Genomic DNA, 22,031 nt, shown 5'->3' on the forward strand with positions numbered 1-22,031 from the left:
GCGGCTGTTAAGTGATAGAGAGCGGCGGGGCGCTTTGCCGTTGATCACGGCTCCCCAAAGGGCTGTCGAGCACCTTCGCCGGCAGTCCTCTTCTCGCCTGCTTCACATGACCGGCTACTACCACGAGTACGCTCACTCGATGGCGCAGCCAGGCAACGTTCATTGCGCCTTAGTGAGCATTCAGGATACCGACGGGCACTTGGTCTATGAGCGTGTTGAGCGCCTTGCATCAGAACGCTCTGGCCAGACGAGGCACGTTCGGTATGAGGGCGTGATCTACTACTTGGGTGACCGGCTGTATCTGATCGACTACGAGTCCGCGGGCTCGAGCGAGATCAACCAAACCATCCTGGCGCCCAGTTTCAAGCATCAGCATCCCCGGCTGAATGGCTTGAAGCTGGGTGTCACGGCCTGCGATCGCCGAACCCCTCTATGCGCCCGCGTGGTCTGGGACTCCCTTGGCCCGGACATCAACCGGACGGAAGCTTTTCGGCGCGTCAAAGAGTATTCGGCCGATGATCAGGACCTGGATGCTGACCTGAAAACGCGCCTATCCCAAGGGCATATGATGGGTGGCATGTATCGCATGTCCTGAACGACATTCAACCCACTCCAGCTCAGCGCAACCCAAGCCCCAAAAAAGAAAAAGCCACCTGCCCAAAGACAGGTGGCTCCAAGCTGTGCAGACAGCCCACGGATTAGTTGATCAGGCCCATCGCGCCAACAATTGCAACGACCGAAACGACCATCATCGTCGCGATCCGAACCGTCAATTTCTCAGCCAGATGGCTCACCTCCAGCCGAGTCCTATCGATATCCGCACGCAATCTCGAATTTTCGGCCATCAGGTCGTTGTGAGCCTTGGTGACGTCGTGTTTTGTCGCAAGAAACATGCGCATATCCGTCTCCATGGCTTCAGCAAAAGCATGAGCTTTGGACTCAGGAATATTGATCGAGATGAGCGCACGGTACAGCGCGAGCTCGGTTTTCATGAAGACCTCCAAATCTAAGAGGCCTTTCCCCAGGACGGGAAAGGCCCGTCGTGGGTGGGGGAGAGATGCTTCCATCGACATCTCGTCGACTGACCGCGCTGTCGGAAGCTGTAGCGGTCAATGAACAGCAGCCACATCAACAGGCAAAACAGCACCTGAAGAAAACGTCAGATCACCTTGGAACGGACTGCCGGGAGCCGTTCAGTGGATGAACTTGATGCCGGCGATGAGAATGCCCGCCAAAGCAGACATCATGACCCCCATGCGGATGGTCAGTTTCAGTTCCAGATGAGACAAGTCAGCCTTCACATCGCTGCGAAGGGAGGCCAGGTCAGTCTTCACATCACTACGAAGCGCGGCCATGTCAGCCTTCACGTCGCTTCGCAGCGTCGTCAGGTCTGATTTAGTCGCCAGTAGAGTATTCAAATCGGACTCCAGTGCTTGGATTACTGCTTCGGCTTTGGGCTCGGGGACGTTGATCGAAATCAGCGCCTGGTACAGAGCCAGATCCATTTTCATTAAGGCCTCCAAAAAACAAAAAGGCCTGTCCCCAGCGACGGGGATAGGCCCGTCGTGGGTAGATGAATCGTGCTTCCATCGACCTAGGTCGACTGTTCGCTCTGCCGGAAGCGTAGCGAACATTGGGTGGATCCTGCGGTGACCCGCAGCGCCGTCTATAAAGATCGTGACGGCTGGGCATGTAGCTGAACGTGTCAGCGAAACACGGATTCAAAATGCGGATCGAAAGGGGGGCTGTCAATGAGAGTCTGGTTACCGACTGTTGCCACCCACTTTCAGGTGCGTCGATTTTCTCAACGGCATACCTGATGCCAGCGTCGCCAAGTGCGAAAAACAGGGACGAAGCTGTGATGAATGCTACGCGGTCGACACAGAAGGTTTCATCGCTGAAGTCTTCCTGCGATCGATTCAGAATTAATCTGTAAGAAGATGTTTGCTAAGTGCCGCGTCATCCGTTCTTCATCCAACCGTAGGCCAGTCACGCCTGTAATATGATGATTGCGTGCTTTCTCCTTGTCATACGTCAACCGCGCCTGGGCGCCTACGCTCGTAGCCGTGGGTGACGGCTAAAATTCTAAATGTGTACGATGGCTGAGCGGAGCCTGGCACCCACCGCTCGGGCGCCCCCATGGCTTGGTCCCTCGAGTACAGGTCGTCGCACCACTCTTAAAGGGTCTGATCTTCAAGGGCTGATGTTGAACACCCCCCACGGGGATACTGCATCCACTGTGCCCCTCTCTTGCTGCGCATCAAGTATGACATTGGAATAAGTAGGGTAGCTGATGCGCTCCCGCGTCGCAGAAGGTCGGGCAGGCGAACATGAGTCCACCCAACAGCGATGGCTTTTTGCTAGGGGTTACTTAGGCTGTACGCTAAAGTGGTAGTACTGTCGCCCCCTCAAAAGGATATGTTTGATTGATGCGCGCCGCTTCTTCCAATGTTATAGACAATTTCAAGCTTGTTGAATCGACCTTGAATGACGCCACTGAAGAGCTGGCATTAACCGTGCGGCGAGCACAGGAAAGATATGATCGATTGCCGCGCTTGCAACTCACAACCGAGGCCATCGCACTTACTGAATACCTTCGGTCAGCCACGGAAGGGCTGCATCAGGCTCAACAAAGACTTCGCGCCATTAAGGCTGAAAGCCATTGGGGCAAGCCCGTCGCGAAGTTTCAGGCTAACAGGGCAATTGCTGCGGCTTCACGGGTTTTGGCTGAGCAGCAAAGCATTGCCCGTAGTCCCAGCGAAACTGCGCTTCGAGCGGGACAGGTCATCCTGCACAATGATTACGTTGCTGATGTGGCGCAGCAACGCAAGCAGGTCGGCCAGACGATCGAACAGGGTAACATTAGGTTAAAGACAGGCCATAATCTGCAAGTACGGTTAAGTTTGTTGAGGCAGACGTTGTGGCGCCATGGTTGGGCCAGCAGTAATACCGCGGCGGTGCTCAAGCAAATGCATTACAAGCTGGAGCAACGTGACATCTTGGCGGCGTTCGAGGAAGGCAAAAAGCTGATTTTTCAGGTGATGCCTGCTCCGCAGCAAATCGCGGCGTGGGGTGGAGAAGCCCAGCAATTTCTGAAGCAAGCGCGCAGTGAAGGCGGGGTAGGGTTCACGGCACTGGCTTCCTTCGGCGCCATCGTGACCGATGCCACAGCGCTGGTACTGGCAGGATGTGCATCGTCTGTTCGACAAGCCGTGCTGCAAGACTTGGAACCCGTGGATCGCTGGTACCACATGGCCGACCAATTAACCCGTCCTGAACATGTTGTGCACTGGCTGCAATGGGCTGTGTACTGGGCCTGTTTTCAAACCGCCCAACGGTTTGCCAAAGATATGTCACTGGCCGAGGCGCACGAAGAACATTCTACGGGTGCTTTTCTTCACAGCTTTCGCACGGAAGTTGAGCGATGGGCGGGGCCGAGGATCGACGCCATGGGTTATCCGCAGGTGACGTCTTTCATGGGAACGTTGGCGCTGGGTGGAACCGCGGCCGAAGCGCGTCTAGGGGCAGATTTCGGCATTATCGTAGAAATTAATGTCGGTGGCCTGGTAGTGCGGAAGGTCGCCTTGGTACAAGGCAAGGTCAGTAAAAATGGTATAGCAGATATTGGCAGTCCACCCAGCGGCCCGCAGAAACTGACCCAGTTACAAAAACTGAACGACCCGCAACGAGATTTCTATGTATTTTATCACCGTGGATTACGACAGGCGAGTGTTCCCTGGCCGACGCTTAATCGCGTGAGCACATTTGTATCGCCGGCCACTGATTTGAAAGCCGGATCCATCAAGGTTCATACCCGCAAACACGGTTGGGACTGGCCCGCTTTCATTGCTTTTGGCCTATGCAGCGCTACCAGTGGGGTAGGGCGCCAGTTGATGGACGATGAAGACGCTCTGGACGTTCTAAGCGGTGGCCATCGCCAGCTTCTCCCCAGCCGACTCATCGTGGTGGCGGTAGGGGGCGGAGACTATAGTTTAGACCTCCAGCAGCGAGTACATCAGCATTATACAAATGTCGGAACTAACTATCAGCACGCTATGGGTATCGATAATGGGCCCGAAATGAGAAGGCCACATGGTCTGCGTTGAGTATAGTCACGCACGGCGTTGGCAGAGCAACCTCGGGTGTAGCAACACTTTCGAAGGAACCCACTGATGAACAGCCTGGTTGCAGATGGACGATGGCGAACCTACACGCCTCATCTTGCAGGCGCCAACCACGGGAAAAGGAAGAGCCGTTTTGAGCGTAAAGATTAACTTCGACAATGAATTGGCTATTGCCAGCATACCACTGGCCGACTGGGCTCCGCCGCTGGTCGAACACCTAGCGCGCTACTTTGATGTTCAGGAAGGCATACTTCGGCTGGACTATGCTCACTTGTCTGCCGAGCACAGCAGCGTTGCATGCGATTGGCTATTCATGAGCCTACCCGATCGTGAGAACTTTACGGTCAACTTCGAGGGCGCCGCACGGCAGGGGGCCATAGCACTGACCCTCGCCATTCTCGGGCATGGTTCCACCGGGATCCAGGGTTCATCGTCCATCCTGGATCAGAATGCCTATGGGGGCGCCAAGGCGGCCTTCAGCAAGGACGCGCTTGAGGGCAACTCCCGCGCCTTGCGCGAAACCATCATATCGGCGATCGCGCCCCGTCAGATATGGGTACGTTGGCTACTTAATGCACAATCCTCTGACCGGTCTCGCTTTTTGGAGGATCAGGAGATCATGGCAGCCCTGCTGGCCAGTACATCGGAAGATGATTGTTTTGATGTCCTTGAACTGGTCGCCCCCGGTCAGAGCGAGAATAACTGGGCTTTCGAGCAACTGGTCGAACAGTATTGGCCGTATATATGCAACTACTTGGAGACTCAGGCGGATTCAGCCTACAACGTGCCTGACGTTGTCTTCTTACTGTATGCACATTCGTCAAAGGTGCAGGCGTCCCGCTGGGCCTGCGAGTTGGTTCTTAATCTAGCTGATCCAAAAGTGTTTCCTCGATTGATCCAGCATTGCAGTACGATCGTGGCGAACGATGTGCGCAACCTGTTCCTGCGCTGGCATTTCCATCCTGATACAAAGAAGAAAAACGAGATCAAGGCATGCGTCGGCATAGCCTACTCGACGCTTGCTAGGTTAATTGCGGACGCCATGCCCTCGGATCTCGCGCTTGCCGCGGCTTGGCACGAGGTCGGAGACCCGCCCCGATCCGGTCAGCAAAGCGTTGTCTTAAGTCTCAGAGAGTTGCCATCCGGAGGTTGGGGGAGGGAGGGGCTGTGGAGCCAATTGGGACCTGCCGCCCGCGAGGCTTGGCGGCAGATTCTTTTCGACCAGGTGAGGGGGGAGCCAGAGTTGGCTGAGGGTCTGCTCTACTTTACCTGCCTTTGGCTCGAGCAGACGGCGTTCGGCGAAGTCGAGCCGGTGCTTTTACGCTTGATGGATGAAGAGGATTACTTGGCTTTTGCGACCCGACTCGCCAATGCTGAGCCGAGACAGTTGCAACTGAGGGCAATGGGGCTGATACGGTCAAAGCATGGTGCACTGGATCTGGCAGGGCCGGCAGACCAGAGTCAGGATACCACTGCGCTACCCTTCGTCGGCGCCCAAACCTGGATAGGTGACCCGTCCGTGGAGCGTGTCATCCATAGGGCGCTCAGCCAGATCGAGGAAAAGTTTTGCCGCGAGTATTCGGCGAGCTGGGGAGAGGACGAGGAAGCCCATACGGCGCGTCTTTTGACCCTGACCCAGGAAGCAGCTAGCAATGCGAGTCTTCAACTGCGCCAGCTCTCTGCCACAACGCGGGCGACGTATCCGACCCTATCGGTGAAGGTGCGCCAGCCCAACAAGCGGGAAGAGGGGACCAGTACGACTGCCGGGGCTCCTCTGGGGGCGGACGTGCTGTTCTTGACCCGTATCGTGGACGAGGGCAAAGCAGTGATCCAGCGGGCCACTTTTGTGCAGGTGAAAAAGCGCAGCGGCACTGAGTCGGGGAAAAGCTTCAGTTCGACGATAAGCATCGACCTGCGGCAATGCGAGGACATGCTTACCCAGTCAGAGCACGCCTACTATCTGTTCGCGACACCAGCTTGGCCGCGCCCAACGCTTTGGGTTGCCCCGGCCCGGCTGGTCAGAAACTTGACCCAACTGCATACGAGTAAAACCTCGGTCGTGGCGACTCAAGTGCGAGATGCTAGTTGCTCTTATGCGGATTTCTTCCTGCACTACCTAGTCGGTCTTTGGGCTGGCGACGAACAGAAGGACATCGTCGCAGTCGCCAATGGCGATCCCCGGCTTGGGCGAACACCTCGCCACATTGTCGACATCGAGGTTCGCCGCCAACCGGATGGATAGGCCCGGCAGTGAGCCGTACTGCCAGTGCACACTGCCCCAATTACCATTCGCCCAAAGGGAGCCGGGCGAATGCGTTCAGAAAGACAGGATCGATTCAGATTGTCGATGTTGAATGACTTTACCAACACACGGCATCAAATAATTCAGATATATGTCAATTTACGCCAGAACGCTGTTCATTAAGATGACCCGAATATGCTTATAGAAGGAAGGGCTGTGGGACCTCCCGAATGTCCATTAGCAGCATAAAAAAGCTGACATCATCGCCACAGCGTCGGAAATCGACGGCGGCACCTATCTACAGTTCCGACCTGGAACCATACACCGCATAATGTTATTTTTTAGGTAGGACATAGTGATTTTTATTGTGTGATTTGCACCGCGCACTGCTTAATGCATGTCGAAACTAATGAAAAGTGGAAAAATGGCAAAAAAAATAGATCAGGCCTCAATCGTTGAGCATGCACGCATCACCCAAGCAATCCTCAGTAACGCTTTTTTAAATGAACTTGATAGAACCCATAGTCTTTTTCAGGAGCCGTTTGGCGATAATGGAGGCTATAGAATATTTAAAACCTTGTGTATTGGTAGTTTTAGCTGGCAGCCACACATGGTTAATGATTATGCCAAAATGGTGGCTTTTCCAATTTTTTTTGACCTTCTGGATCTGCACGTAGATAAGAGGTTTGGGTGTGCGAATTCTTATTTTGGTGCGAAGGCTGAAATTATAAAAAACAAAATAGACTCGTCACTGATATCTGATATTTTCCTGCTTGAGCTTTATGTTTTTTGTACGAAACTGAGAAACAAAATGCTCCATCATAATATAGCTTACGAAGATGGAGGTTTAAGCTATGGGGCGGACAACATAAGAGTTAATAAATTTAGAATAATTAATGAACTTATTTATCAGTACGTTGCGTACGGTTTTGAGGGGCGCCCTTGGTATAATCAAAATGCCATGTTGTCTTTCCTTGATTTTTTGATGGGCGGGCGCGGCGAGCTTTCCGATAAGATAAATTATCTTCAGGATTTTACAAGGCTCTCAACTACCCAAGAGAGGTACAAGTGCTCTGTCCACAATAAGTACAAGTATACACCTAGTGATTATATATTGGATTTTATTTTTGTGCATGCGGGTGACCTTTACGATCTAAGCAACACAGAATGTCAGTTCCGAGTCGCGCATCCAGATCCAGAAGAAAAGATCGTTATGGGTGGCCGCTACTACTTTATTAAGATGGAAGGCAAATATTATTTGTTTCCCTCTGAGCTAGTGATCAAGGAAAGAGAAGTGAAATTTTCCGATCTTTCTCCTTGGATTTATGAAATAAAACAATAAATTCGAGACATTTAACCTATGAGCTTAAGGATTTTTATTGAACTATCGATAACCAGCTAAGACGCCAACGCAGCGTCCCTCTGTGGTTCGCGCAGACGACTATGTTAAGCAAACCAGAATTTTTCAGTTTCCAAGGACGAGATTGGCCATGGCACTCTACATTCAGACACCATTTTTTTGGAACAAAAACCAGTATTTTATACTTTCGGGAGTCAAAGGCACGAGCGGCTTCCCAGAGACAAACGGTTATGGGCATGAAGAGTGAAACAACTCGCAAAAGATGCTTTTGTCTGATGGCAAGGCGCGTTATCGAGTGTTTCATACCGAGGGGGGGGAAGGGCTGCCCTTATAGACGCCAACGCTGGTCAGACTTATATTTTTCGACTGCTTCGCGCGATGGCATTCAGCAATTGATGGGGATCGCTGGGAACGCAGCCGGGCTGCTAAAAGATTCCCATCGGCAAGATAGCGAAAGGATTGTTCAGTAGCTGTTACACCATGATCTGATGGAGGACGCCTGGAACGTCGAAAGTATTCAAAAATTTGGAGTAGATAGGTTCAGTTCCTCAAGGCATGGAAGCAGGATCTGCATTGGATTCCGAACTTGATTTGCCCTGAAGTGTTCATCCTTTGGTTTGACGAGTCGGTAACGCCGAATCCATGGGTAACCACAGCTACCTATACCGAGTTCGATCTCCCTACTGCTGGAAGGATCATGATAGCCCTTCAATACGGATGTGAGCAGCACAACCCCACACTCCATCAGACTCTAGATCGAAGGCACCGGTAAAGGTGCCTTCTGATGTAAGTCGATATGTGTGTTGTAGATACGCATTCAACTATCGCCCGTTTTGGTCCTTGACTCTGGCTGTGCTGATGAGTAGGCCGCTGCTTGCTCTTGGAGCACCTCAGCGGCGTCCTGGACGAGATATTTAGCAGCTTGCTCGTCCTCTGCGGGGGTATGATCCACAAGATGTGTCAGATAGGACGAGTTGTCATGGTGCCTGTACTGCGGTGCAAATCGAAGACAGATATCATAGGCATCCAGAGTCACTATCTTCATTGGACTCTGCGCCTCTCCTTTAGCACAGACAAGTTGTAGCTTTATGAACTCCAAGTGCATCGATGTTAAGTCGGGGATGCCCCGCCCTAGAACCCCCTGACTTTGATCGACAAAATTCTCAGGGCAGTCGGGATGCCGGAAAAGTGGTTCCACCAGATGCTTGATCAGCTCCAGCAGTACAACAAATGTACAGCGCCCGGATCTGTACATCTCACAGATAAACTCCATGGTGACAGTAGCCGCAGAACCGAAAACTACGGTAGGCACGGCGAGGTACCGGCGTAGACTTTTGATGCCCGCATTCGCGAAGGCCAACCCTTGATCCATCATGGCTAAGAGGTCTGAGGAACTGATCGAAATGAAGTTACGTCGAGCGATGATCATCCTGATGAGTGCACGAGAGTACTCGACGGGCCTCAACACACCGTCATCGACCATAGCTTTGAGCAACATTTGGGGCGTCGCAGAAATAACGTCGAGCGACTGTGCGAGCTGGCGAAGACGGCCGTCCAAGGATAACAACCCAGCCTGATACTCGTGACACAACGTCAGGCAAGCATGCTCTTCCATGTCGAGTAGATCTCTAAGACGTTGCAAGACGGGTGTAGGGTGGAGCGGCCCATATGCCGGTACGACAATACAGTAATTAGAAATTGCCAGGTCGATACTTTTCAGGAAAGCCCGATTCAGGGCATGAGAATCCTCTGTTTCCTCATGGTATCCAAGCTGCCCCTCATGCGAAAACATTGTGCCGCTATTGTGGAATACTGATGAGGATTCGATCTTCATGTCCAGTGCTCTGCGAGTGGCAGTGCTGACATAGACCTTGGTTAGGTGACCGAGAACATCGAGAAGGCCCAGAGTCGCGAGCTCCGTGAGCATTGCCAGGTCGACCACCCAGATAGAGCCCTCAAGCAGGCCAGGAAAAGCATCATGGGTATCGCCTGCAGCCGAGGTGACTTGCAACAATGGGCCATCATGATCCCAGCCGCGCACTATATCGATGATGTCCCGCCCCAACCGCTTGGCGACCAAGCCAAGCGTTACCGGATGCTCTGAATAAAGCGCCAATAGATCATTTACCTGAGCACGTTGCTGGTCAAGTTGCTTGAGGAAAAACGAAAAATCCATTTCGCCATTCGCGTCTTGCGCAATGGTCATCGATACAAGGCTTTTACTCGGAACAACAGAATCGCTGATCAGCTTGTGCGATAGCTCCAGCAGCCGGCGATGAAAGGAACATAACCCCTTCACTTCAAAATGTTGCGAACCCATCAGATTACTGACAGATACCGTTCCACCGATACCCAATCCGAGCAAGCTTGAGGCGAGCTCTGAATGTGGAGCAATGAACTCAGAAGAGCCGGGAGGATAGGTAGCCCCCTCAAAATCAATGGTGACATGGCGCACGCAACCCTGTTCATCAGCCAGTTCTATCGACGTACCAGGCGTAACCATTACCGGAGCCCGGTGAACATTCCGCATTTCTTCCGATATCTCTTCCGAGACCGTCAGCATGACCTGCACGTGAGTCGCAGCGGCTTCAACATCTCCCAAGGCCGAACGCATTGCGTAGGCGATTCGATCGAGACCTTTTTGAACCTGTCCATGACGCATTTCAATACTGGCCAACAGCAACAGTGTCTTGACCTGACCTTCAACCAGAACAGGGATGTCCGCCACTTTAGAATCAAAATCCAAAACACCTTCGCACGCCGTCACACGGAGAAACATAAGCCATGCGTTAGCATCCATAGGAGACTCAGAAAGGTTCAGCTCCATAATCTCGCGCATTCGAATCCAGTCGCCCGCGCTGTTATAGAGGAAGAGTGCCTGCTCGCGTGCCTCCGGCGATCCGCGCCATGTAGTAGGCATCGATTGCAGTAGATTAAGTGCTTTAGCCTGCATTCCTGTGAGGATGTAGCAATGAAGCAGATCGACATGCAGAGCCGTAAACGCATCAACAGGCAGAAGCTTTTCGAGCAGGCCGATAGCATCATCGTAGCGCTGCGCTCGAACCATCGCCCGAGCACCGATGGCTAGCTCCTGGGGATCGGAAGAGGCGGGCGCTAAGTGGGAAACACGATCAACATAACGATTATGGAGAGTCTCTTCGCGCTCATAAGCACGGCACGCAAAGCATAGATCAATGACAGAGGTGCTATGCGGTGTAACGCCTTTTTGTTCTAGTTCATCACGTACTACAGTTGAATCGCCATCTTGTAGCAATAATTCCCAGCGTAGATGCTGCAGCATGATTGCTATGCGAGGCGCGACCTCAGACCCCGTCCGACGTGCCACCTCCTCACGCGCGATCTGCAATAAGTCAACTCGCGACTGCGCCATGCATGCATGACCATACCGCAGCAAAGCCTCGTCTGGCATGGAATCAAGCGTGCTTTGGAAGCGCTCAGTCACTTCCTGCCAGCGGTTCAGATCGCACATAGCTTCGATCTCGACCCGAACCATGATCTCAGTAAAGTGTACGCCTTTCATCCGGGCTTGCTGGAGCAGCTCCAAGGCTTCCTCTGCACGTTCGAGCAGTACCATAGAGTACGCAAGGTGCCCAACCACATCGCTTATAGTCTTGGGACTCTGTGCAGACCAGACCGTATCGTCGCGATTGTCAAAGCGCGACATTGCGTCCAGCAACATCTCTGCGTGGGCAGCCAGTAGCGATCGGCAGTTGACCCGTACCGGATCGAGGGTTGCCAACCGTATGGCGTAGCGCAAATAAGATTCGAGGGTGAAAAATGAACAATCTGGTTTATCTAACGCGATGCGCATTGCGCGAAGTGCACCTTGGTCGTCATCTGCTCCCGCATATGAGGAGGCAACCAACTGCCAGGCAGCCGCCTTGTCGACAAAAGCGCTTGGAATATCGTCCTCATTGACCCGCTCGCCCGCAAGAATTCGAGCATTGGTCGTAGTGGCCCAGACGATGAAGGACTCAGGGAAACGCTCCAGCAAGGTCGTACCAATTTCCACAGCCTGCTGCACCTGGTCTCGGAGCATACATGCCCGGACTGCCGCAGCGGAGACTCGGTCATCGGAATCACAGAGATTTACAGCAGCGTCGAAATCATTCGCTGCAGCGATGTCCTCCCCCTGGTGCCACAACGAAAGGCCGCGCAGGAGGTACCATCTGGCCTTTTGGTGGTCGTCAAACTCATCCAGATCACTTTCAAGAAGCTCTAACTGATTGAGACAGTCTTGGTATCTGTGAGCTCGTTGCCATTCGGTGATTCGATCGAGGTGTCGCGAGATGTGTGGGTCAGAGGAGGTCGCTCGGGCTGATGGAAGCTCATCCGCCATCACAGCACTCTGGGGGATTCCAGCCTCGCCAAGCAGCGGTCTCAACAACTCTGCGAGCGGTTGTAACTGACTATGCGCCTCAGGGTTCAAGAGAGCGCCGGCCTGGTCACCCAATGAGCCAGGGCCCAGGCTGTTCTGCCTTGCGCTTTGAAGCGCTTGGTATCCGTCCCAAAGGGCGCGGGTGGCTTGAAACTCAGTGGCTAACGAGCCTAAATGACGCTCGGCTGTATCCAAGCAAATTTCACCAGCCGTCCCGTTGAGTTCAGCACACAGAGCCTGCAGCGCAGCCCATACGTCGCCACTTTGGCGGTTATGGGTGCGTTGGCTAATGAGTTGTTTCTGGGTGTCGACTTCTATCGTGCGGTCGGAGTCCAGATCATGCGGCATGAACTTCAAATGGAGCGCAAATGGGTAGAGATCTACCTTGTCCACCTCCGATCCCAATTGAAGCTCTACCGCGCGCTTAATTGCGAAATAGGCTTTGCGGTTGCTTTCGTTGCTGGAACCTTCGGCGTGCACTCGCAAGTACCAATCGTCAGCCGTACCGGAATTCACGGCGTAACGAAGCACTTCTTGCGCAGCATGCATGGCAGTGTTGCTGGAGGAGTTATAGACGATAAGGAGTTCATCAACATTGCGACGGAAATCGGGCTTGCAGAAATCTTCCCAAGCAAGGCCTACCGATTCGTTGAAATTCTTGTTGTCCGTTGGCTTGAGCGACCGCTTCATCTGCAGGCGTTGAGTAGCTTTCTGCCCGGTAACGGGATGCCAGAGATCGATGATTAGGTCGTCGGTGTCGTGATCGAAGACTCGCCCCTGGAATAGCAAGCGAGTGATGACGAATCCATCCCGGGCACCTGGGCACTGCAAACCGAGACACATGGCCAGTACGCGGACAGCTTGTACGCGGCGCTCGAATGAACCACCGCGATCGCCGGTGGATACCGGACTCGCCACATTCTTCCTACGATTTCTCGCAGGCACGCCTTCTTTGGTTGGAGCTACCCTTGGGGGCTGTTTCCTTGGAGCCTTTGCCATACTTGGTTCGCAACGCTGATTATGGGGGCATTTTACAGGCCACCAATTGAAATGCGTAGTCAGGTGAAGGGGTTTCTACGCCGCCGTTTGCTCGGCCCAACTGCGTGCAGCCTGGACAAGATCGAATTGAGAAAGACGGCTCTGGTTGATGACTGATGGGGTTACGATAACGGGATACCACTCTTGCAAGTAGCGATATGTATTGGCGATAACCGGTGGTTTGAAAATATATTCGGAAAGCGATTTGTCGCTCTCATCATCCCTAGGCTCTGTACGAAAAGAGATATCGCGAACACCTCATGGAACAAGCCCTTGAGACCACGACGGCGTAGCTTTTTGCGAGCTTGTCGAAGCGCGTTGCGATCCGGCGGTTCTCTTTCAGCCAACCAAACATCCGTTCGATGATGTTGCGCTGCCGGTACTTGGGCCGATCAAACCATCTGGGTAAGCCAGGCTTGAGTTTGCGCATCATTGATCGCAGCAAGATGACGGACTGCATTCGATATTGATCGCAGTAGCGGCGTAGCCCTTATCGGCAAGCAGCCATTTACAGCGTTTGCGCGGGCGGCCACGTTACTGACTTCATCCAGCAGTGGCGGAGCGTAGCTGATGTCACTGGCTTTACCGCCAGAGAGAAGGAAGCGCAACGGTGTCCCTTTGGCGTCGCAGAGCATGTGGATTTTGGTTGCCACGCCGCCGCGACTGCGGCCTAGATCGTGATCGTCAGGCCCCCTTTTTTCCCGGCGCCAGATGAGGCTCGTGTTGCGCGTACGGCGGTTGAGTCGATCATCCAAGTTTGCAGATCAATCAAACCCTGCCCATTCAATTTCAGGTGCAGACGTTTGAGCATCTGGTCGAATGCTCAGATTTCGCCAGCCCCGAAACCTTTGATAGACCGTTAACAACGGGCCGAAGCGCTCCGACATATCTCGCCACGCAGCACCAGAGCAGAGCCCCTAGAGCACACCATCGAGCATCAGCCGGCCGCTCAAGCCTCGGCAATGGGTTCCGATGAAGAGATCGTCGAACACGCCCCAGGCCTCGCCCGAGAGATCGTGACGCCTTGCCATCACAGAATTCCTTTCCGTTGATGGTGGGGGACTACAAAATCTCAGCGTTCGAGGGGGGGACGAATGGGTATCTCGGGATTTCGTAAAGAGCCTAAGCACCGATCTAAAGCTCTGACTTTCAATCCCTGCCATTGTCTGTCCGAATAGAACTGAGCGCCGGCACTTGCGACGGCGTCGACAGCCTCAACGGCTACCGCCTGGCGCAATCTGTCCTACCCCGCAACCTGCATCCCAATCGGTAAAAAGATCATATCTGATTGATTCATAAGCCATAAAAAATTCTTGTAGCGTGCTCGCGGCATTGCTGATCAAATGCTCAACTAGAGACTGATCAAATGATCCAGTCGTTTGATCGTGATCTTGATGACTGCTAGGCCGATCGGATGGTTGATGACCAAACCATCTCCCTGGCCTGGGTGCATTTATGGGTAGAGGGTTGGTATGAGAACAATAATCGTCGCATCACTGGTGGCATCGCTTGCGGGTTGCGGGCTGAACGAACAGCCGGCTGAGAAACCCAATACAGACTGGGAGTTTCTTGGAAACTCCAGCGAAATGCAGCATTCCTCGTCGCTGAAGGCCATCAACAAGGAAACCGTTGGGTCACTGGGCCTGGCCTGGTGGGTGGACCTCCCGGTCGGCGACGGTCTTGTGGGCAACCCCTTGGTCAAGGACGGTATTGTTTTTCAAGGGGCACCCAACGGCCAGGTCATTGCCAACGACGTAAAGACCGGCCGGCTGATCTGGAATTTCAAAGATGAGAATGCGCAGCAGGGCTCATCGTTCGCAGGCTATTGGGGGCGTCGATTCAATCGCGGCGTGGCACTGAGTGGCAGCAATGTCGTCATCGCCTCGGGTGACTGCCGCCTGATCGCGGTCGACCAGCGCACCGGCAAGAAAGTATGGGAAGCGACATCGTGCGACTCCGCCGACATGTACGCGATTACCGCGGCGCCACGGGTGGGCAATGGCTTGGTGTTCACCGGCAATGCCTGCCTCGATACCGGAACGACCCGTGGCTATGTCGATGCCTTCGATGCCAAGAGCGGCGCTCATCGCTGGCGTTTCTACACGGTGCCTGACGATCCCTCGAAGCCGCAATCGGCGCTGTATGAGAATGCGGCCAAGACTTGGGGTAAAGACTGGTACTCGAAGACCCATGGCTGCGGCAGCGCCTGGGACGCCATGACCTATGACCCACAGTTGAACCTGCTCTACATAGGGGTAGGGGGCCCGGCACCGTTCGATCCGTCCAAGCGTGGCGAACAGGCAGGCGATGAGCTGTTCACCAACTCCATCGTGGCCCTGGACGCCAGCACGGGCGAGTACAAATGGCATTTCAAGCAAACGCCCCAGGATGCTTGGAACTATGACTCCAGCGTCGGCATCATGATCGCCGACATCACCGTGAACGGGCAGTCGAAACGAGCGGTGCTGAGCGTGCCGAAGAGTGGCTTCGCCTACGCGCTGGATGCTCAGACCGGCAAGTTCATTTCCGGCGGTGCCTACATGCCGATGGAATGGGCTTCAGGATTGGACGCCAATGGTCGTCCGATCATGAAGCGGGAAGGGCAGTATTGGCTCAATGACGCCAAGCAGTACATGCAGTTGCCCAATGGCCTGGGTGCCCACGGCTGGGAAGCGCTGGCCTTCAATCCGGACGACGAGACGGTGTTCATTCCTGCCATGTCTCAGCCGACGCTGGTCAAGGACGATCCCGATTCCGCGCTCGGCGGCCAGTCGTTCGAGCCCATTCAGCGCTCTGCCGATGGCCAGTACGAAACCTACGGAGAAACCGTTGCCTGGGATGTACGCCACAACAGCGTGAAGTGGCGCTCGCGCTTGCCGATGCCTACCAACGGCGGCCTGCTGCATACGGCCGGTGGCCTGGTGTTCCAAGGCACCGGTGACGGGCGCATGCAGGTGCTGGACGCAGCGACGGGCAAGACACTGTGGAACCACGAGATCGGTGGCGCGGTGCGGGCCGCACCGTCGACCGTCATGGTTGACGGCGAGCAATACGTTCTGCTAGCGACCGGTACCGGCACCGCCGCAGCGACCGGGTCGCTGAACGCAGACGCGGCTTCCACGCCGAAGGCCAGAACCACGCCACGGCTGCTGGCGTTCAAGTTGGGCGGCGTCAAGGACTACCCACCGTTCGCACAAGTGCAAAAGGTGCCGGCGCCGATCACGCCACGACAGCCAGAAGCACTGACAGCCCTTGGCCGCAAGCTGTTCGAGGGCAGCGGCTGCATCGAGTGTCATGGTCTACGCGGCAACGCTGCTGGCGGCCGTGTGCCCAACCTCATCTACGCGCCGCCACCGAGCTACGACTTCTTCGAAGCCGTCGTGCGCCAGGGCGTACTTTCCAAGGCTGGCGGCGGCATGCCGGCGTTTGCGGATTTTACCGATGATCAGCTCAAGGCCGTTTTTGCCTACCTGATCAACCAGGCTTGGGACGCCCATGAGGGTAAGGCACCGGTGGCCGGCAATCCCTGAACGAACACGAGGTTTACGCAGCGGACAAGGACGGACGCTGCCTTTTATCAATTCACCAACCGAGAGAGCACGCACTATGTGGACCAAACCCAGCTATACCGACTTGCGCATTGGCTTTGAAGTGACGATGTACTTTGCTAATCGTTGAGTGCTGAGGCATTCGAAGGAGGCGTCAGCCTAGGCTTGACGCCTTCTTAACTGCCCTGACTGGCATCAGAGACAGGAACAGGTTCGAACCTACGAACAAAGCAGGAACAGTCGGAATCGTCGATCGGGATTTGTTTTGCCAAGGCTTAATCCAAGGCCAAACCGATTTCAACCCGGGTGGTGGCCCAGCCGGGATGCCTTGGAAGCATTGCGCCACCTGACTGTATGGGCCAAAACACTCACTCCTGACTCAACGGCAGACCTTGATGTCTGTTCATTGTCGAAGCCGACATTAGGCTAAGTGCTCTCCGCCTTGCTGAGTGGGGGCGGCAGTTGGCTATTCGAGTAGTTGGTACTTCGAATATGTCTATCTGGGTCTTGCCCCGCCAATACCTGACTCTTACGCTGACCTTCTGCTGCCGATCTAAAACCTCAGAAGCGGAAATTGAAAACCCCGCTCTTGAAGGCGAGGTTTGGCATATCGTGCACAGTCCCGCCGCCTAGATAGCGATGGTAATAATGGAGGTTGCGCAAGGTGACTGCGCTGTCGCCACCGATCAGCTAACAATTGACCCACTTCACTCCTGCACTACGTCGGCGACCACCGCATGAAGCTCTTCCAAACTACTCGATACTAAGGGGCTACCACGCCGCTCGCAGGGATCGACAGAGTCTTGAAGGTCTCAATCTTCTCGGATTCCAACTCCTTCAGAATCGTTTCCTTGGCGTCGTTCTTGTCAATAGACCGTCCCGTGTTGTCAAAGCTGATCTGCTTGATTCTCAACTCAATCTCACTGTCTTTTTTCTGGCCCGCAGAAAACTCTGGGAAGCCCAGCGAGATGACGCAGTCACCATCCAGGCCCGACGTGCTGAACCGGAATTTTGCATCAATCCTGTGCAGGAAAAGGCTAGGGCGATAAGACACATCTGAAAGAAAGTCAGAGTGCTCAAGGCTGAAGCCCTTCAAGTCCAGATTTCGAATCTTTTCCTTCATCCAGTCTAGGGCTGCCGGGAGAAGGATGTCTGGATCGGGCGAGATCCCGATGTCGACGACTTCTACAAATGACAGGGCGGTCAACTTGCTGTGCTGTGTGAGTCCTAAGAGATAGCTGAACCTGTTTTGGTTGGTGAAATCGCAAAAGCGGATCGATGTCGCCTGCTCACTTTCGCTGATTTGCTTGATCGATTTGAAATGTGAAATCAGATGCTTCGACATCGCTTTGTTGGTTGTCCGCGTTTCTGGCGCAGTGTGTGTGGAAATCAGGATGAGCTCGTCCTGAGCCTTGTTTTTCTTGATCTCGATGGAGCCTTTGAAATGTTTATGCGAGTCAGCCCAGCTTTTGGAGCGGTCAATCCGCTCCAGCAGATAGTCCATCCGGATCGTGTCGAGGTCTTTGTTGACTGGATAGAATTCCGGTGTTCCCAAGACCTTGAAGTTCACGAAGTCAAGATCCAGCAGCTTGTTGACATCCATGACGGTAGGTATAGCATCCAGCAGAGTATCCTCACCTTGCCACTTGATTGTCTGGGTGGTGATCTTAGGATTGTCTTCCTTGGTCGTGTAGGCGAGCTGGAGCTTTGAAAACTCGCTGGGGCGAATCAGCGACAGGGTGAGGGCAGGGATGGAGTGCTCTTTCTCTGAGCTACTGATGAAGACGCCTCGACTCTTCAGAACCGTTTTGATATCGCCAGCACCGATGTAAGGCTGAGCCAAATAGGTGCGCAGCGCCTCACCTTGGGGAAGGATAGAGTCAATATTTTGATTACTCACTGCATCATCCCCTGAAATCTGCTTGATAGGATTCGAATTCGACGATTGAAGCGAACTCCTTGTTCGCGATCGACAGCTTTGCGATGTCTGCGATTTCCTCATGATCTACGTAGTTGTAGTCAGGGAACGCGAGGGCCACCTTGTCGGGAAACTCCATGGCGATATCCATCGAAAACCCGATCATGCGTTTTACCGCTTCGATGCTGAAAGGATCCTGGCAGCAGATAAGCAGGGATTTCTTTTTGTGCTCCTGGATGAAGAACGGGATCAAGCCACTGTTGAGATATTCGGGAGGCAGTATCGTCCCGTTGGTGACCCTCTCTACGGGGCTCACGTTTTTCCCAGTGGAGGGGTAGAGGAAGCGAACATTTTCCGCACCGAAGCGATTTCTTGCGTATGTGATGGTCTCGAACAGGAAGCTTGCTCGGTGATTATCAATCACGTAGATCGTGCCGTAATTCGCGCTGTCCAGACTCCGCGCCCCTGCGACTTGGCTGACTACATCAGCGTCTGCGTCCGATGCGGCGCTGAACCAGCAAAGGATGCCTGCGAGCGACTGACCACTCGCGCTGGGATAGCCTTGATTGACCGACCTTTTCAATGGCGAGCGATTGAAGCACTCGACTGTCGTGGCAAGGTCGGAGAAATGGTCTTTGAATATTGCCCCAGGTGAAGTCGGGTAGGGGCCCGATGTGAATTTCGAAGAAATGACCAGGTGCTTGAGGATGCCGTCTTCCAGCGGGGATAGGCAGCTGAAGACAAAATCGGCGCCATGAGTTTTTCTGGGGTTGCCGGTTGTGCTGTGAGGGACAGGTTTAACACAGTCGAATTCGTGTCCCTTGCGTGCCGCCTTCCAACCTATCAAGTTGAGCAGAGACTCAGTGATGTTCTCACCGCGCTCGCCCAGTTTTTTTGACCATTCGCCCATCACACGTCCCTTGAATAATAAATGTCTAGCAACCCCACTCCGTCAGAACGCTACGGAGGTTGAGGCATCATGTCTAGTGGCAATTTGTCAGTAAGTCGACGATGCATTGGCTGATTCGATCGACAATGGCTAACCCATCAAGCTGGTAATACAGAGGTCGGATCTGGCCTCCATCCCCAAGCGGTGACATTATCTCGCCATCTATAAATATCGCTGGTGGAGAATGGACTTGCTGGATCTTAAGGATGACGAACAGCTGAGGACTGCGTGTATCAGCCTCCAGGAGCAGGTAATGTCCTTGGCGGGTAATCAAAGCTGGATCACCGAATTCCGGAAATGGTTGGTGCGGGTCAGGGATGTGTCTCATGAGGAGTTCCTAAGCAAGGACTTCCAACTAGCTCTCTGGGACACTGAGGCTGTTTCGGCGACAGGCATGGGGCGCATCAACATTTCCGCGGTCGCCGAAAACTCGGCAATCGCAGAGGGCCTCTGGCATCTGAAGCAGAAGTACGCGCAGACCAGCGATCCCTCTGAGAACGAGATGCTGATCGCCGATGCCTGGGCTCAAATTGCGTCCGCGGTCGCTGGGCTGACGAAAAGAAACCCTCGACTCAAGATGTACCGAGTTTTCGCATTGCTTTGCCCAGGCGCTTTCACATCGGTAGCGCATCATCGAAAACTGCGCGAGCTGGCTCATGCCATGGGGCTTCCTCTCAGCGGTCAGAGGCGTCATCTGCACCGCCTCGTATTGAACCGGTTAGATTCCGTACTGGGTGAGGTGGCTGACGTCTATTCCAGAGAGGGCGTCTCACGTTTGACGCTGCCTTGGCTGCTGTTCATCAACTATGTTCAGAACTCAGAAGGCGAAGCCACCGAGATATCCGACCTGGAGACAGGTGACGAAGTACTCAAGCCCTTACCACCTGAGAGAAGGAGGCGTGGTCTGCTGGCGATTGGCGGAGGGACAGCCACCATTCAGAGCATGATCGACTTTGCAACAGATGGGTGCACACGTGAAGACTTCATCCAACACTTGCAATCAATTAGCCCTCAATCAAAAACGTCGACTTGCAGCACTCAGCTAAACGCTCTGATCGCCGAATGGGGCGTGCTGCGTGCCAACGCAAATAACCTGCAGTTAACTCCCCGTGGCGAGGCATTCCTAGAGTCGGGTGATCCAGATGAGATCATTGACTGGATGATCACACGGATCTTGGGGTTTGATTATTTGCTAGCAGCATTGCGTGACTCCCCTTTATCTAACCGTGATGCCATCCTGACACTCAGAAAGGCGAACCCTCGGTGGACGTCTGACTTTGCCCCATCAGCAATGATCGGTTGGTTCAGGTACCTTGATCTGGCCACGATTCACGAGAAAGTGCTCAGCCTCACCGAAAGGGGTAGGCAGTGGGTTAATCGAATTCACTGGGAGCCTAGGGGCCTTGCGAGTGTTCCAGGCATCAGCCCTTCCTTGGCTCAAGTACCCCTACTACAGCTCGATATCGAAATTGAGAGGCCGAAGCTGGGCGCTCTGATTGCACTATTTGATCAAGAGTTTCGCTTTCCAGAAGAATTGATCGGACAACTCGATGCTGGATTGTGGGGACACCCGAGGCGTCATTTCGCAGTGCTCACAGGCTTGAGCGGTGCGGGCAAAACGCAACTGGCCCGTAACTATGCGCTGAGCCTGTGGCAGGGAGATCCCGAGCCAAGCGAAGGATTGCTGATTGTGCCCGTTCAGCCAGGTTGGCATGACTACACGAGCCTGCTCGGCTATGTTAATCCGTTGGAGTCAGATGCGTACGTTCGTACCGGCGTTCTGGATTTCCTCCTGCAAGCAAGCGCCAACCCGACGAAGCCTTACACACTGGTTCTTGATGAAATGAACCTCTCTCATCCTGAACAGTATTTGGCGCCTCTGCTCTCAGCGATGGAGACCGGCGAGACCATCGTTTTTCACGGTCAAGTCGACGACATTGATGGTGTTCCTCCAGGCATCCCGTATCCGAGTAACCTGGTGATTATCGGTACCGTGAACATGGACGAAACCACTCATGGATTGAGCGACAAAGTGCTGGATCGGGCCTCTGTTATCGAATTCTGGGACATTGAGGTCAAGGCATTCCCTGGCTGGCAGAAGAGCTCGCTTGAGGATGAACAGATCGCGCTCGTCAGAAATCTCATGTCCTCACTCATGGATGTGCTTCGTCCGGCTCGACTCCATTTCGGTTGGCGCACGATCAACGACGTAATTGGCTATCTGCAGCAAACACAGGCCGGCGGTGTCATCGAGTTCTCACGTGCACTCGACCATGCCATTTATTCAAAAATACTCCCCAAGCTGCGCGGTGAAGACAGTCCTCGGCTTCAGGAGGTCTTCACATTGCTTCACACCACGCTCAAACATGCTGGGTTGGGGATGTCACTGCGCAAGGTCAAAGAAATGTCCGACGACCTGGCTCATTCCGGCTCGACCAGGTTCTGGCGGTAGA

12 protein-coding genes and 1 pseudogene are annotated in these 22,031 nt (G+C 53.9%); 7 read left to right on the forward strand and 6 right to left on the reverse strand.

The window, feature by feature from the left end:
• The first annotated feature begins 106 nt into the window (after positions 1-106).
• Positions 107-595 (forward strand): hypothetical protein, encoded by a 489-nt coding sequence (locus ACIP0B_RS00325; RefSeq protein WP_400828786.1) that lies wholly within the window; start codon positions 107-109, stop codon positions 593-595.
• A gap of 103 nt (positions 596-698) precedes the next feature.
• Here the strand turns inward: ACIP0B_RS00325 and ACIP0B_RS00330 are convergent, their stop codons facing one another.
• Together ACIP0B_RS00330 and ACIP0B_RS00335 are read right to left on the reverse strand one after the other, a co-directional pair.
• Positions 699-992: a hypothetical protein gene (locus ACIP0B_RS00330; protein WP_400828788.1), complete on the reverse strand. Its 294-nt coding sequence runs from the start codon at positions 990-992 to the stop codon at positions 699-701.
• 201 nt (positions 993-1,193) lie between these two features.
• The gene (locus ACIP0B_RS00335; RefSeq protein ID WP_400828790.1) at positions 1,194-1,511 is read right to left on the reverse strand and encodes a hypothetical protein; all 318 of its coding nucleotides are present in this window, start codon (positions 1,509-1,511) and stop codon (positions 1,194-1,196) included.
• Positions 1,512-2,429: 918 nt separating this feature from the next.
• Here ACIP0B_RS00335 and ACIP0B_RS00340 point away from each other — a divergent pair.
• The 3 genes from ACIP0B_RS00340 to ACIP0B_RS00350 all read left to right on the forward strand — a co-directional run bounded on the left by ACIP0B_RS00340 (position 2,430) and on the right by ACIP0B_RS00350 (position 7,708).
• Entirely contained in the window at positions 2,430-4,106 is a 1,677-nt protein-coding gene (locus ACIP0B_RS00340; RefSeq protein ID WP_400828792.1) for a hypothetical protein, read from the forward strand.
• A 151-nt stretch (positions 4,107-4,257) separates the two neighbouring features.
• Entirely contained in the window at positions 4,258-6,366 is a 2,109-nt protein-coding gene (locus ACIP0B_RS00345) for a hypothetical protein (RefSeq protein WP_400828794.1), read from the forward strand.
• 397 nt (positions 6,367-6,763) lie between these two features.
• Positions 6,764-7,708: a hypothetical protein gene (locus tag ACIP0B_RS00350; protein ID WP_400828796.1), complete on the forward strand. Its 945-nt coding sequence runs from the start codon at positions 6,764-6,766 to the stop codon at positions 7,706-7,708.
• Between the two features lie 835 nt (positions 7,709-8,543).
• On the opposite strand, the gene ACIP0B_RS00355 is transcribed toward ACIP0B_RS00350, so the two are convergent.
• Together ACIP0B_RS00355 and ACIP0B_RS00360 are read right to left on the reverse strand one after the other, a co-directional pair.
• A complete protein-coding gene (locus ACIP0B_RS00355; RefSeq protein WP_400828798.1) occupies positions 8,544-13,043 on the reverse strand; it encodes a tetratricopeptide repeat protein in 4,500 nt (1,499 codons plus the stop codon).
• A 343-nt stretch (positions 13,044-13,386) separates the two neighbouring features.
• Positions 13,387-14,194: pseudogene (locus tag ACIP0B_RS00360) on the reverse strand (IS5 family transposase).
• A 441-nt stretch (positions 14,195-14,635) separates the two neighbouring features.
• Between ACIP0B_RS00360 and ACIP0B_RS00365 the strand changes: the two are divergent.
• Together ACIP0B_RS00365 and pqqA are read left to right on the forward strand one after the other, a co-directional pair.
• Positions 14,636-16,693 (forward strand): PQQ-binding-like beta-propeller repeat protein, encoded by a 2,058-nt coding sequence (locus tag ACIP0B_RS00365; RefSeq protein WP_400828800.1) that lies wholly within the window; start codon positions 14,636-14,638, stop codon positions 16,691-16,693.
• Between the two features lie 76 nt (positions 16,694-16,769).
• Positions 16,770-16,841, forward strand: coding sequence for a pyrroloquinoline quinone precursor peptide PqqA (pqqA, locus tag ACIP0B_RS00370; protein ID WP_063607997.1), 72 nt, complete (start codon positions 16,770-16,772; stop codon positions 16,839-16,841).
• A gap of 633 nt (positions 16,842-17,474) precedes the next feature.
• Here pqqA and ACIP0B_RS00375 read toward each other — a convergent pair.
• Both ACIP0B_RS00375 and ACIP0B_RS00380 read right to left on the reverse strand, forming a co-directional pair.
• Positions 17,475-18,611, reverse strand: coding sequence for a hypothetical protein (locus tag ACIP0B_RS00375; RefSeq protein WP_400828802.1), 1,137 nt, complete (start codon positions 18,609-18,611; stop codon positions 17,475-17,477).
• 4 nt (positions 18,612-18,615) lie between these two features.
• Entirely contained in the window at positions 18,616-19,539 is a 924-nt protein-coding gene (locus ACIP0B_RS00380; RefSeq protein ID WP_400828804.1) for a hypothetical protein, read from the reverse strand.
• Between the two features lie 292 nt (positions 19,540-19,831).
• Between ACIP0B_RS00380 and ACIP0B_RS00385 the strand changes: the two genes are divergently transcribed.
• On the forward strand, positions 19,832-22,030 hold the full coding sequence (locus ACIP0B_RS00385) for an McrB family protein (RefSeq protein ID WP_400828805.1): 2,199 nt from the start codon (positions 19,832-19,834) through the stop codon (positions 22,028-22,030).
• The last annotated feature ends 1 nt before the right edge of the window (position 22,031 follow it).

Origin of the sequence: Pseudomonas sp. NPDC089534 (assembly GCF_044749305.1) — a bacterium.
Taxonomy (GTDB): domain Bacteria; phylum Pseudomonadota; class Gammaproteobacteria; order Pseudomonadales; family Pseudomonadaceae; genus Aquipseudomonas; species Aquipseudomonas ekonensis.